General features: G+C 43.3%; 12 protein-coding genes and 1 pseudogene. 3 read left to right on the plus strand and 10 right to left on the minus strand.

What is annotated here, in order from left to right; translation table 11 throughout:
* Positions 1-114: 114 nt before the first annotated feature.
* The 5 genes from F0251_RS19190 to F0251_RS19210 form a co-directional block, all read right to left on the minus strand.
* Positions 115-1,404 (minus strand): DEAD/DEAH box helicase, encoded by a 1,290-nt coding sequence (locus F0251_RS19190; RefSeq protein WP_116870672.1) that lies wholly within the window; start codon positions 1,402-1,404, stop codon positions 115-117.
* Between the two features lie 203 nt (positions 1,405-1,607).
* Positions 1,608-2,348, minus strand: a complete 741-nt coding sequence (locus F0251_RS19195) for a DUF1223 domain-containing protein (RefSeq protein ID WP_171731612.1) — start codon at positions 2,346-2,348, stop codon at positions 1,608-1,610.
* Between the two features lie 176 nt (positions 2,349-2,524).
* Positions 2,525-2,713 carry a hypothetical protein gene (locus F0251_RS19200; RefSeq protein WP_017059812.1) on the minus strand — a complete coding sequence of 63 codons (189 nt, stop codon included), beginning with the start codon at positions 2,711-2,713 and terminating at the stop codon, positions 2,525-2,527.
* Positions 2,714-3,025: 312 nt separating this feature from the next.
* Entirely contained in the window at positions 3,026-4,027 is a 1,002-nt protein-coding gene (locus tag F0251_RS19205; protein WP_061030970.1) for a TerC/Alx family metal homeostasis membrane protein, read from the minus strand.
* A gap of 591 nt (positions 4,028-4,618) precedes the next feature.
* Positions 4,619-6,358, minus strand: coding sequence for a bifunctional UDP-sugar hydrolase/5'-nucleotidase (locus tag F0251_RS19210; RefSeq protein WP_171731613.1), 1,740 nt, complete (start codon positions 6,356-6,358; stop codon positions 4,619-4,621).
* Positions 6,359-6,596: 238 nt separating this feature from the next.
* On the opposite strand from F0251_RS19210, the gene F0251_RS19215 reads away from it, so the two are divergent.
* Positions 6,597-8,330: an ATP-dependent endonuclease gene (locus F0251_RS19215; protein ID WP_171731614.1), complete on the plus strand. Its 1,734-nt coding sequence runs from the start codon at positions 6,597-6,599 to the stop codon at positions 8,328-8,330.
* Between the two features lie 183 nt (positions 8,331-8,513).
* Here the strand turns inward: F0251_RS19215 and F0251_RS19220 are convergent, their stop codons facing one another.
* Both F0251_RS19220 and F0251_RS19225 read right to left on the minus strand, forming a co-directional pair.
* Entirely contained in the window at positions 8,514-9,008 is a 495-nt protein-coding gene (locus F0251_RS19220; RefSeq protein WP_004738068.1) for a DUF1097 domain-containing protein, read from the minus strand.
* Positions 9,009-9,213: 205 nt separating this feature from the next.
* Entirely contained in the window at positions 9,214-10,119 is a 906-nt protein-coding gene (locus tag F0251_RS19225) for a LysR substrate-binding domain-containing protein (RefSeq protein ID WP_017631156.1), read from the minus strand.
* Between the two features lie 273 nt (positions 10,120-10,392).
* On the opposite strand from F0251_RS19225, the gene focA reads away from it, so the two are divergent.
* A complete protein-coding gene (gene focA, locus F0251_RS19230) occupies positions 10,393-11,844 on the plus strand; it encodes a formate transporter FocA (protein ID WP_105058179.1) in 1,452 nt (483 codons plus the stop codon).
* A gap of 349 nt (positions 11,845-12,193) precedes the next feature.
* Here the strand turns inward: focA and F0251_RS19235 are convergent, their stop codons facing one another.
* The 3 genes from F0251_RS19235 to F0251_RS19245 all read right to left on the minus strand — a co-directional run bounded on the left by F0251_RS19235 (position 12,194) and on the right by F0251_RS19245 (position 13,698).
* On the minus strand, positions 12,194-12,763 hold the full coding sequence (locus F0251_RS19235) for a YceI family protein (RefSeq protein ID WP_105058178.1): 570 nt from the start codon (positions 12,761-12,763) through the stop codon (positions 12,194-12,196).
* Entirely contained in the window at positions 12,760-13,299 is a 540-nt protein-coding gene (locus tag F0251_RS19240; protein ID WP_171731615.1) for a cytochrome b, read from the minus strand. The genes F0251_RS19235 and F0251_RS19240 overlap by 4 nt, the downstream gene beginning before the upstream one ends.
* A gap of 153 nt (positions 13,300-13,452) precedes the next feature.
* Entirely contained in the window at positions 13,453-13,698 is a 246-nt protein-coding gene (locus tag F0251_RS19245; protein WP_105058176.1) for a DUF2164 domain-containing protein, read from the minus strand.
* 285 nt (positions 13,699-13,983) lie between these two features.
* Here F0251_RS19245 and F0251_RS19250 point away from each other — a divergent pair.
* Positions 13,984-14,295 (plus strand): annotated as a pseudogene (locus F0251_RS19250) (hypothetical protein); the annotation flags it as partial.
* Positions 14,296-14,397 lie beyond the last annotated feature (102 nt).

Here is a 14,397-nt window from a genome sequence, read left to right on the forward strand (position 1 = left end):
ATCAGCATCATGCAGACAGTAGAAAATGGTGGAACAACCGACACAAAAAAGGCGCAATCAAGCGCCTTTTTCTGTATCGATAATTACTGACTCACCGATAGTCACCGATTCATATCAGTTGTTTTTCAGCCACACATCTTGGTTTTGTGCTGCTTTCTTCTTCTTTTTCTTCTTACCTGTGCCAGCAGGTGGTGCAACAGGCTTAAGCGCAGCGATCAGTTCAGCAACCGCTTCTGCATCAACTTCAAAGCCTTCGATTTGCTCACGCTCAAGACGAATCTTGTTCTTCTTCTCGATGACTTTGAAGTGATGGTAGTCTTCATGGTCGATCAAAGATAGCGCTAAGCCAACCTCACCTGCACGACCACTTCGGCCAATACGGTGCATGTAGTCTGAAGGGCTACGCGGTAAATCAAAGTTGATAACAACAGGAAGCTTTTCGATATCCAGACCACGAGCTGCTATGTCAGTTGCGATCAGAACATCGATCTCGCCAGATTTAAAATCTTCAAGGATACGAGTACGAGAGCCCTGCCCTTTATCGCCGTGGAAGACTTCTGCAATGATGCCGCGTTTGTATAGTTTGTCTGCTAAGTGTTCACAGCTGTTCTTTGCATTCACGAAGATCAGAGCTTGGCGCCATTCGTGTTGTTTGATTAAGTGAGCCAATAATGCAGTTTTTCGGCCTTTCTCTACTTCAAATACACGCTGAACCAGCGTACTCGCGTTCGCGCTTTGAAGTTGAACCTCTAGAGGGTCATTAAGAAGCTCTTCGGTTAGGGCTTGAACTTGTTCAGGGAATGTTGCAGAGAACAATAGAGTTTGCTTATTACTTGGCAAAAGCTTCAAGATAGCGCCTAGTTCTTCTGTAAAGCCAAGGCTTAACATTCGATCCGCTTCATCAAGCACGAGAGTTTTGACTTTATCAAGCTTGATTGCGTTGCTTGAAATAAGGTCAAGCAGGCGACCTGGTGTTGCCACCAAGATGTCAGTGCCGCCTCGTAGTGCCTGCATCTGAGTGTTCACAGACACACCACCAAATACACAAACCGTTTTAATCGCACCGTTAAAATGTACTGCGTAAGATTTAACGCTATCAGCAACTTGTTTAGCCAGTTCGCGAGTCGGCACTAAGATAAGGCCAGAAACGAAGTTACCTTTGCCCGAGCGACGATCTAAAGGTGCATCTTCATGGATCTGTTGTAACAGAGGAAGTGCAAATGCAGCGGTTTTACCCGAGCCCGTATTTGCGCCTGCAATTAAGTCGCGTCCTGCTAACACACTTGGAATCACTTGCGCTTGGATAGGCGTTGGCTGTTGATATTCAAGCTCGGTAAGACGAGCCATCAAAGGAGAAATTAAGCCAAGATCAGAGAAGTTGGTTGGTGCTGTGGTGTTAGTCATTAATTGCAGGAACTCAAAGCTAAAATAATAGCGCGCTATACTAACGTATTTCCGCCGTATTACGTAACTAAATCGCCCCTTTCCAGCCTGTAACTTCAATTTAGACCAACTAAAACGGGACGAAGGCGACACAGTACCGGTTTGGTGTCGCCCCAATTTCTAACTTGATAATTGAGGGACGCTTGGCGTTGAGCACCGTGAGTTTAATTCAACCACCCTGCTACCGTCTGTTCAGGTGCGTACGAATTAGGTGCGGTTAACCAGATAGCTACGGCATCGGGCGAAGCGACTAGCGGATCAAAGTCCACATTGAATTGCCACTCAGATTCACCACGTTGGTAGCCATCGTACACTACGACAAAATCATGCTCTAACTTCTTACCTCTGTTTTCACCAGCTTTTACACTTGTGACTTCGTTCATCGCCAATAGAGCGATATGTGCCACATAATCACCTTTACCTTCGTAACTCACGCTGAACGTGTCGCCTTTATGATTTACCGTCAGCTTGGGGTTATGCTTTTGGGGGAGCGCAGGTAACGTTCTATCGAGCCACTTGAAATAGCCGCGCCACTCTTTTCCATCAACAACAAAACCCGGTGTATAGACCCCGCTTGTCACCCCATAAGCGTTATACAAACGTTGCTTTTGACTAAAGGCCTTACTCGCGAACTTATCCCCCCAACCGAGGTAGTCCCAATAGTCGACGTGATAAGCGAGAGGGATGACTTGTGTCCACAGTTCTGGTTCATCTTCAAATGTACTTAGATACGCATCAGCGGGAGGACAACTAGAACAACCTTCTGAAGTGAATAGTTCAATCACCTGTGCCGGCTGCCCTTCGTGACTCCAAGTTTGTGCATTCGACACTGAAGAATAGAAGCCGATCGGTAAGGCAAATAAGCAGAGTTTGATCAATGATGTGTTGTATTTGGCGTGTGACATACCGCGATCCTCATAGAAGCTACTTATCTAAAGACCGCGATACTTAACGTTTTCTTTCAGATACAAACTGTTTCAAATACAAAAACGCCAGCTGAGAAGCTGGCGTTTTTTAAATTCTGTCTTTCTTCTATTCTATTCTATTCTATTCTATTCTATTCTATGCGTTTACGCTGAGATTAACGGTTGATACCGATATCGCGTTGCATGTGACCAGATAGGTCGCTCGCGTAGTAGCTACGTGGAGAGTTGTCTACGAAAAGAATATCAAAAATGTGTGCAATCAATCCTTTGAAGTTAACCGAGTAGGTCTTCTTATCCATAGAGTTAGGAACAGCGATAGTATTCATTTGTACTGCTTGAGCCATGATTGCCTCTCTATAAATTTGTTTGTGTGTTTCGTTCTGATGGCAAGAATAATAAGTGATCTTTTGCAGGTTAAAAAATGACTAAATTTAGACTTTGAGATTAGTTTTTCTAATAAAACAAACCATTAACAACACACAAAAATACATATGCATGAACAGTGATTTAAAATTCAACATGATGCTTAAATCATGCATTTAGTACAAATACCCCTCAAACAAAAGTGGTCGATGTCACAGAAATTTTACATAAATAAATTTTCCGCTTCACCGACCACATGTCTACTATCGAGTTTTCGATAAGTTATATTTACTCTAATTTACTTGCTCAATAGCAGGCTTCTTTGCATAAATAGACGCTATAACCGCTATTGTCATCGTAGAAACCAATACCGCCAATGACCAGTAAGTTGGGATAGCCCACTCGCTATCAACCAGAAGCATTTTCACACCAATGAACACCATGATGAACGAAAGCGCTGGTTTCAAATAGATGAACTTGTCCATCATACCTTGCAGTACAAAGTACAATGAGCGAAGACCAAGTAACGCAAACACGTTAGCCGCAAGTACCAAGAACGGTTCTTGTGTTACCGCGAAGATTGCAGGGATAGAGTCCAGTGCAAACATCACGTCCATGACTGCAATCGCACCAATCACCAACATCATTGGCGTTAGTACCCATTTGGTGCCCTGCTTAATCATTAGTGCTGGACCATGGAAATCTTCAGTTACCGGCATGATTTTACGAAGTAGCTTTTCAGGCAGTGTATTCACACTTTCCTCTTCGCCCTTGTCTAAAGCCAGTTTAATACCTGTACCAATCAAGAACGCAGCGAATACGTAGAGCACCCAGTGATATTCAGCAAGTAATTGAGCACCTAGTGCGATCATAATTGCACGAAGCACCAATGCACCAATTACGCCCCAAAGAAGCGCACGAGGTCTTAGATGTTCAGGAACCTGGTATTGAGCAAAGATCATCGCGAATACAAACAGGTTGTCTACGCTCAATGATTTCTCTAGCAAATAACCCGTGATGAATGACACTGTCGCCTTTTGCGCGGTGTAATCACTATTTGGTGCGTACACATCCCAAAACAGGTAGATAGAACCTGCAAACAAGAATGCTAGCAAAAACCAGAAAACACTCCAGATCGCCGCTTTTCTGATTGTGACGTTACCACCGCGAGTCTGATAGATATCAATAGAGACGAGAATAACCGTCAGCAGGAAAAATCCCGCATACGTCGTCATGATTGGCGATGAAAAAAAGGATTCACTATTGGTAGATAATAGAGATTGAGTTGAGTTCATTATTCCTCCGGGCGGAAGAACTGTTTAAAGACCTTCCGCAAACAAAACATATCAAGCTCCACGACGGATCTTGACTGTGATTGCGTTGGTCTCGTTGAAGTGAAATATGGGATTTCACCTTTACATACCGGATAGACACTTGGCCTAACGAGATGACGATATGTAAACTTGCGCTAACTACTCCCCAAACGCGTGGATAATATTCCCCTAACTTTGTTTCGTCTAGATAAATTTGCAGAAATAAATAAAAAAGGAGCAAAACGCTCCCTTTTTATTTGTGCCAGTCTGTCAATAAGACACTCGTATTGATTCCGACAATACTATTAGCCCTGTCCGTTAGCTTTAGAGCCAACAGACAACACATAAAATACCATTCGTTTTATCACTATATCTTACTGAAACATCCGTTCACGATGTACTATATACCGGCTACAGGTACCAGATAAACCAATGCCGACCAAATGGATACCCAACCGACAACAGCCGCTGCATCCAACCAATCTTTCCTATTCATGCTTTGCCTCCACAAGGATTACCCTAGATTCTAAGCATAAACAGTGCCAATTTATAAATGACTTGTTTTAGAGATGATTACCTAAAGCACTCCATACAATTAAGTGGTTCATTGTACTGAAGCGACTCAGGATTATCCTGCAAAAACGCAATAAAGCAGTCTGCCATTGAGTAGGTCGTAACTGTGCCATCTCCGATCATATCCAACACCGCGTGATAACCTTCTTTTCCTTTCATCGTGTAGGCTGATGATGTGCCGCGATAGACGCGATCACGCGAAACCGGCTGCCAACCAGACTCTTCTGAATGAATTTCTAAATGATGGATGCGATGCCCGAGTGGCGCTTCTTTGTGGTAACAAAACCTTAAGTTATGGGTGTAAGGGAAACTCCCCGATCCTGTGCCAACCACACCGTTATCCAGTGCGTTATTGATGGCACCTTCCAACATACCAGCTATCGTTTCACCTCTGACTTCATACACGCCAATAGGTACGGCAAACGGTAGTAGCTTTCCGGCAATATCGGCAACCGAAACATCACCGCTATTAAGGGAGTTCCTTACACCACCAGAGTTATGGATCGCAAAATCTACCTGATGTCCTTTTTGGTTCATTAAGTAGTGGAATGATTGAGCAACGAGCGGTGCAAGTTGGCTTGGCCCATTTTCATCAGGGATACGAACATGGCGTAACTTAGTGTCGGCATGCGCTACTACTTGCTGCTGAAGTTTACGGACTCTAGGCTGATACTTGTCTGTAAGGATGCTTTGCAGCTCAGGATCTTTCTTACACACTGCGATGTTTGGGTGATTGCTCAAAAAATCACACGCCATATCATGTGCATCGTCTTGCCCTACTTCACTCAATTTCGCATCGATAAAGAGGCGTCGACCTAATAACAGTTCATTCTTGCCATTAAAGTGCGTCACTTTACCTTGAGCGTCGAACTCGATTTCGCAGTGGCCTAGGCTCATTGCGTGGAAGCCCGCTTGTACGACATAGGTATCACCCACTTTCACGCCATAGTCATCGTCTTTTGCCAAGCCAATATCTGAGAAATCACCTTGCAAGCGGTGGCTATGACCGCCAACGATCACTCCAATGCCAGAGACATTTGCCGCGAGCTCTAAATCGGCTTCGTAACCAAGGTGACTGAGCAATACAATTTTATTGATACCTGCTTTGTGAATTTGCTCTATGGTTGCTTTCGCTGTTTCAAGGGCATTTTCAAATGGAGTATCTAAATCTGGGTTGGCAATACTCGACATCTTATCGATGCTTAAGCCAAAAATAGCGACCTTCTGAGCATCGAACTCTTTCGTTATATAAGAAGCACTTCGTGTTTCGGGTTGATAAGGCTTAACAATGTCGTTGTCTGCTAAGGTATGAGTTTTATTGATATCTTCATTCGACAAGTTCCAGTTACCGGCCAATAGCGGAAATTGGATTTTCTTTGCGAACATAGCAACGGGTTCATTACCCATGTCTAGTTCGTGATTGCCGAGAGTCATAGCGTCAATATTCAGTGCATTCAGCAGATCGGCGTTGGCTTTCCCCTTGAACAGAGAAAAGTACAGGGTCCCTTGAAAGCAGTCCCCAGCATGCAGGAACAGGGTTCCGACCTTTTGTCGTTGGGCATCTTGTTCTATTTGTTTAAAGCGTGTTGCGATTCGAGCGAAACCACCAGCACTGACATAAGGTTCAATGATGTGGTTGTTCATTTTAAGTGATAGCTGTAATGACGTTGGTTCAAAGTATGAGTGGGTGTCGTTGATGTGTGCCAACACAATTTTTGTCGGCTTATTCTTTTTAGTCATATTGTCTTCTCTCTTTGTCCCTTCATACTAGGTCGGGAATCATGACAGAATCGTGAATTTTATGAAACTGCACTGCAAAAAAATACTCGAGATAGATCAAAAATCTCATTTTACGGCGTATAAACAAAGAGTGGGTTTTGTGACAGATAAGCATACCGAATATGCATTTTTCGATTATGATTAAAGATATCTGTTAGCTTTCAAACAATTAGCAGAGCCTTCCGTTAGGAGTAAGCCTATGCAACTAGAAAGAATCGAGATTTCTGGCTTTCGAGGTATCAAGCGCATGTCATTGGCGTTTGACGAGCTAACCACGCTCATTGGTGAAAATACTTGGGGTAAGTCTTCACTATTAGATGCCCTTTCCGTCGTTCTGCCCTCAGACGGTGTGCCATACCACTTTGAAATGACCGATTTTCATGTCGATTACTCAGTTTCACATCCACAGTCTCAACATCTTCAAATTGTCCTATCGCTCAAAGCCAACGACAAGAGCGAGCTGAATGCAGGCCGTTATCGCAAGCTCAAGCCAATCTGGGTCCAAGATGAATTCGGTGTTTATCGAATTTATTACCGAATCAGCGCGACTTTGGAGCAGTATGAAACCACCACCCACTATGCATTCTTAGGCCTAGATGGTAACCCTCTCAAGCTTCACCATTCAGAAAAGCTCGCACAAGAATTGATGACCTTGCACCCAGTAATTCGATTACGCGATGCAAGGCACTTTGATCGTCCTTTTAATGCCAAGTCACTTAACCATAACGCGCCTATCAATGGTAACGGGAATGGAAATTCGAACAATGGCAATGGCAATGGCAATGGCAATGGCAATGGCAATGGCAATAATGGTAACGCACGCCAAGCTCGAATTGAAAAACGAATCGATAATACATGCCGTCGTCTAATGGCTATCCCTGGGCATGTAAACAAAGGCGAGATGCGCAGCAGCTTACAGTCAATGCAGAGCCTGATTGAACACTACTTTTCCTTCAAGAGTAATTCGCGTCGTAACCCAAGAAAACAAAGAGATGGCTTGCTCTATTCAGCTGGGGCTAATGATCAGAGTATTCATCAACTTGTTGAAGAAACCAAGAATAAACAAACTCGTTTATTATTCATGGGTTTACTGAACGCTTACCTACAAGCGAAGGGACCAAATGACTTAAGACGATGTGCGCGTCCGCTTTTGATCCTCGAAGATCCCGAAGGTCGATTGCACCCTACTCACTTGGCGAGGGCTTGGAGCCTGATGCAAAAGCTGCCAATGCAGAAAATCCTCACTACTAACAGTGGTGAGTTGCTTGCCGCGGTTCCATTACAATCTATTCGTCGTTTGGTTCGTCAATCAGACAAAACCATCGCTAATCAACTGAACATGAACCACTTCAGCAAAGATGAATTGAGACGTATTGGTTTCCATATTCGGTTCCATCGCTCTGGTGCGTTATTCGCTCGATGCTGGCTGTTAGTTGAAGGTGAAACCGAAGTTTGGCTGTTTAATGAACTGGCCAACCAATGCGGATATAACCTTGCAGCCGAAGGTGTACAGATTATTGAGTTTGCTCAGTCTGGGCTCAAAGCTTTAATCAAAGTCGCACAAGAATTTGGCATCGATTGGCACGTGGTCACCGATGGGGATGCCGCAGGTAAAAAGTACGCAGCAACGGTTCACTCCAAGCTTGGTAACGATCAAGAACGTCATCGTTTAACCGAGTTACCAGATAAAGACATCGAACACTATTTGTATATGAATGGATTTGAGAGCTTTTTCAGGGACATGGTCAAGATCCCTTATGATCACCCTATTCCGCCGAAAAAAGTAGTGGCTAAAGTATTGAAGAAACATGCAAAACCGGACCTCGCTTTAGCGATAGTTTCCCATTGTGAGAGCCGCGGTCAAGAATGCATACCACTGTTATTACGCTGGACACTAAAACGAGTGATCACCATGGCGAATGGGAATACCTAAGCCTTTAGCTTCTCTGATAGACGCTATAAGTTCTTCTGTAGATAAGGTCATCGTATTTTTAGAGTAACCAAAATCAAAAAAGGCACACCAAGTGGTGTGCCTGTATAAATTGATATACAAATTAATTGGGGGTTATCTTGCAAGAGTTCACAGTAACTAAAGTATCGTTGCTTAACGTATTCGTTACGCCTTTGCTTGTTTAGCGTGTTGTTCAACCACTTCCGAAGATTGAGTTGATTTTGCGTGAAGCCACAAGCCCGTAGCTTTCATCAAGTATCCAAATACTCCGCCAAGTAGTAAAGAAGGCACAACTAATTGCCAGTCACCACCTGCAGCAAACGTCGCACAGCAACCAATGAAGGTCCCTGGGATATAACCTAACCACGCTTGTTTTGCTTGAATACACATAAAGAAAGCGACAATAGCCGTAATCACATAGCCTAAAATCTCTAACCCTGCGAAGGTTGAGCTTTCGATAATCACCATTGCCCAGAATACGCCTGTCATGTTGGTCAGTAAGCTACCTGCCAATCCTTTTACACCGCCTGTTGGCGAAGCAAAGTAACTGGTGCAACCTAAGAAACCTGCCCATGACAATAAGCCGAAAGAGATAGCTATCCATCCCCAAAGACCTGACAAAATACCTGTTGTTAATGAAATCGCGACTAATGTACTCATACTATTTCTAAAGCCTAATTACGTAATTGAACGTAACCGGATTTAGCCTCACTTAAAATCAAGTAAGCATACTATGGTAAGAACGTCTTCTTTTAGCCGATCATGATCACATTAATAATGTACGCGAATGTGCATTTATCACTAGATAGAGACCGGAATCGCTTATTCAACATATTTAGTTATTAGCGTTGGTGTTGAATAGCCACTAAAGAACGGACGGTTTGCCTTTCATCATCCGCTTGCCTTCACGCTTGATACATTCAGCAAGTGGGTTTTCTGCCATATCGGCACGCCAAATGAATGAAAGCGTACGTTCCATCTCAAGCTCTGGAACATTCAGGGTAACGAGCTGACCTGATTCAACAAACTGCTCAACGTCTAGATAAGGTAAACACGTTAAATATGGGCCGTTTGCTACCAAACTTCTTAAAACGGGAACGTGTTCATACTCTCGCCAAACATCAAGATCACCAATTAAATGATGAATAGAACTATCAAAAACTTTGCGAGTACCCGAACCGTGTTCGCGTAATACCCACTTCGCTTGCTCTAGTTGCGCCAAACTCACTCTTTCACGCTTCGCAAACGGGTGATGAGCGGATGCAACCACGGTTAAATGGTCCGTACACCAGACTTCTTGATGAACTCTGCTGTCGTCACAACGGCCTTCGATAACACCCAAGTCATATTTGTAATCTAATACGCCATCGATAACGGCATCGGTACTTTGTACACCGAGCGAGATTCGCATCTCTGGAAAGTCGTTATCAATAATACTGATGAGGTCTGGTACCAAGTGCTCTGCGGGGGTTTGGCTCGCACCTAATTTGAGCTCTCCGCTCAATAAATGCTGTTCGTAAAAACCCATTTCGATTTGCTGCGCGTCTTGCAGTAAACGCTTCGCTTTGGGCCTTAGCCACATGCCCCAATGAGTAAGGGCCATTTGCTTGCCCTGCCTTTCAAACAAAGGCCTACCAAGCATTTTTTCCAACTGTGCTAGAGACATACTTGTCGCAGATTGAGTCAACGCCAACTTGTCTGCTGCAATACTAACGCTCCCGGAATCTGCCACTGCATCAAATACCGCGAGTTGCTTTAATGAATAACGCAAAATTCATCCTTAATGCTTTTAATTATTTGTGTCCTATTGCTCTGTTTTTGTTAAGCCGATGAGCAATCAATTTCATTTTACGCGTAACCCAATCTATATCAATAAATTTGATGTGGTTTTTAAAAATTATCAATTTTACCTCTATCGACCAACCCCCTAATCTGGAATGGCAGGACAAAACGAGCCCTGCAAAACATTACTGATTAACCATTACGGATTAACCAAGTCATTAACACTAGGAATTACACATGACGGATTGTTCAAGGGGGGGATATGGCAACCAGCACTTCTGAAAATCATCAACTGTTCTCACCAACAGAAATGATGGCGGAAGCAGAAAAGTTTGCATTAAGCAAAGCAAATAAAACCAGCAGCATGACTTTAAGTTTAGCGATCATGGCTGGCGCATTCATCGGGCTTGCTTTTTTATTCTACATCACGGTAACCACAGGCAGCGCTGATGCTGGATGGGGATTGAGTCGCTTAGCCGGCGGTCTAGCATTCAGTATGGGGTTAATCCTGATTGTGATTTGCGGTGGCGAGCTGTTTACCAGCTCAGTGTTATCAAGCATTTCATGGGCTAACAAGCAGATTACCTTCACTAAGATGCTGTCTATTTGGGGCAAGGTCTATGTCGGTAACTTTATCGGTGCCATGTTCCTTTTGGCTCTAGTAAGCGCAGCTGGCTTGTATCAATTGGATGGTGGGCAATGGGGTTTAAATGCTCTGAATATTGCTCAACACAAACTACACCACAGCCCTGTTCAAGCTTTCGCTTTGGGTGTGCTTTGTAACTTATTGGTGTGTTTAGCCATTTGGTTAACGTTCAGCTCTGCTAATGCCATGACCAAAGCGATGATGACCGTATTACCCGTAGCAATGTTCGTTAGTTCAGGCTTTGAACACTGTGTGGCGAATATGTTCATGGTTCCCCTAGGCATCACGATTCAAACATTCGCACCAGAAAGCTTTTGGATGCAAATTGGCGCAACACCAGCCCAGTATGCAGACCTAAACATCATGAAATTTGTCACCGCAAACTTGGTGCCTGTAACAATCGGCAACATTGTAGGTGGTTCGGTATTGGTCGGCTTAGCCAATTGGAGCATCTACCGTCGCCCACAACTTAAAGCAGCAAAAATTACTGCAATTACACAAACAACAGAAATTACGTCAGTTAAGGAAATTACTATGAACACAGCAACGACTATCAAGCAAATCATGAACACTCAACCAATTACACTAAGCGTAGAAATGCCTACATCAGTGGCAATTGATTCACTATTAGACGCTCAACTTGTTAGCGCTCCTGTTTGCGATGTTGAAGGTCGTCTGGTTGGTATCTTCTCTGTTCATGACGTAATGGTTGACCTTTGGTGCCAAGATTACATCCCAACTAAAGGCCAGAAAGTCGTAGACCTAATGAGCCGCGACGTTGTGGCAATCGATGCAAGCGACAAGCTAGTTGATGTGGCTGAGTTCCTATGTATTGACAAAGAGCAACTGTATCCGACTACTAGCATGGGCTTCGCAACTCGCCTGACTTCACTTTCTTTAGAAGAGCGTGCGAAAGCGATGAAAGTAAGCCAACCACATATGCTTCCAGTGTTGGAAAACGGTGTGATGGTAGGTGTTCTTACTAGAACTGAGGTGATGCTAGCACTTCGCCCAATCTACGGTGACCGCCTAAACGTGGTTCCAAAAGCGGAACTAGAAACGGCTTAACTGGCTAACGGGTTAACCCACTGTGGTTTAACATGCAACGGTTTAACTAGGAAGCGTATAGCTAACGACTGTTTTACTAGCTAACTAGAACAAGGGAAGCAATTAGGGATTAGTTGTTCTCCTCGAAAATCAGTCATGGCAACGTTGACTGGCTAAAAGTAAATGGTGGCTTAAAGCGCGACTAAAGGTTTGACACAAAACAGATCTAACCGCGTTACCATTTACCATAATAAAAAGGCGCAAAGTGAATACTTTGCGCCTTTCTCTATTTCTAACTGTCGTGTTCGGTATCTAGTGAATTTGATATTAATTAAAAGACGATACCTACAAGCGACCAGTAATCACTTGATTACTTTTTGACACCTTCAACGTGTAGATCCATGTCTACGTAGCTTGAAGCGCCCATTACTGGAATGTTGAAATCAGCAAGTTCTAGACGTGTTGTACCAACGAAACCAGCACGCTCACCACCCCACGGGTCTTGACCAGCACCAATGAACTCAGCTTCGATAACGATAGGCTTAGTTACACCGTGAAGTTTAAGGTCGCCCATTACTTCAAGTTTGCCGTCACCTTTATCGACCACTTTGGTACTGTTAAATGTCGCGTCAGAGAACTTACCAGCATCAATGAAATCAGAGCTACGAATGTGCTTATCACGCTCAGCGTGGTTAGAGTCAAGGCTCGTTGTATCAACGATCACGTTTACTTTTGATGCTTCAACGTTGTTTGCGTCATACGAGAAGTCACCAGAAAATGTGTTAAAACGACCTTGGATAAAGCTGTAACCCAGGTGGCTAACTTTAAAGTTTACAGAGGCGTGCGCACCTTTTGTATCAATCACGTAATCAGCAGCGTTAGCAGCGAAAGGCATTGCCATAGCGAATGCTAATCCTGTAGCGATAATTGACTTTTTCATTTTGAAGCTCCTATCATTTTTCGTAGCGTATCGTCTTTGTCGATAACATGGTGTTTTATCGCTGCTAAGGCGTGCACTGATGCCATTATGATCAGTACCCAGGCAGCATAGTAGTGAACCGTTCCTGCAAGATCAGATTGGTTTGCAAAAAGTTCACCCATACTAGGAACAGTGAACCAATTGAAAACGTCGATCCCACGGCCATCTGATGTAGAAATCAAATAACCTGAAATAAATAAAACCGCTAAGTTAACGTACATGAAGCCGTGCGCAATTTTTGCAGCTACAACTTCATAGGCTTTACCCTCTACGGTTGGTGACGCGGTAACTAACTTCCAAACCAAGCGAACTACAGTTACAGCGGCCAAAAGAATGCCTACCGAACGATGATAGTCTGGTGCAGTTTTGTACCACTCGCTGTAATATGAGAGGTCAACCATCCATAGGCCAACACCAAATAAACCAAAAATTGTTAGCGCTGAAATCCAATGCATCGCTCTTGCTAAAGGGTTGTAATTTCTAACGTTGTTGTCCATACATCTATTCCGAATGTTAACGATTGGTGTAGTTTTGCAAAGCGTACCCTACACTCAGTTTGTGTAACATAGTATTTACCAAGCTTTACATTGGTAACATCATTTCAAATTAAACGAGTTATTCAAAATTTTTGAACAAGTTTAGGCTTAATATTAAATTTCAACGATTTGCTCAATCTCGTAAAGCTCATCAGAAATGTCTAACATCTTACGTTCCATCACCTTTTGAGCGTCTTCTATCCCCTTGTTGTAGTAAACGGCACCAAACTTTTTACTGATGAAGTCGACCAGAAACTCAGTGTCGAACTGACCAAGCTCCACATCGAGCTCATCTTGGAGGTACTGTTGAAGCGTTTGAGTAAGTTCCGACTTCTGTTTTGAATCTAATTGAATGGTCATGACGATGTCCAAATAAAGTGTAGCTAGAACAATTGTGATTAACTGACTAAGATTAAGTTAACTGGCGATAACTTTGTTAACCAACCATAATCCTTCTAACTGATTAGAATTCCTCATAATTTAGAATACAGACCCTGGAAGTGCCAGTGCTATCCATAAAATCGCCTGGTAATCGCTAATTTTGATATAGGGATCAAGAACTCGCACTTTGCTAATAGGTAATGACACATCAATTACCGTACTATTGCCCATCAATAAGATAGTAACTATGTATAAGGGACTTCATTGTTATTAGATCTAGTGATTAAAAGCGTTAATCAATTTCAAGATGACTGCCTAAAACTATGTGAACACCACTACCCTACAGTGCATAACCAAGGGATCAGTGAGCATCACATCGGCAAAGCATTTGCTCGACGTATGGAGCACACCTTCGTATGCTTTAATCACGCAAGTAACATTAGCCCTTTAGAAATGCTTTCTTCCGGAGATACCCCTCGACACTTTCGAATCTCGTCGGAGATTGGGACCGTTTGGGTGATCAGCCATCATATGGTCAGCGCGGGAAAGACTTGCCGTAAAAAATTGATGATAGATGATCCGCACCAGAAGTTTTGGACACTGAGTTAAGTGAGTACAATCACTAACGAGGTGAACAATGACAACTAAGAAAACACGAATTAAACATGCTCCTGAATT

It is taken from the genome of Vibrio sp. 070316B (assembly GCF_013114115.1).
Lineage (GTDB): Bacteria > Pseudomonadota > Gammaproteobacteria > Enterobacterales > Vibrionaceae > Vibrio > Vibrio chagasii_B.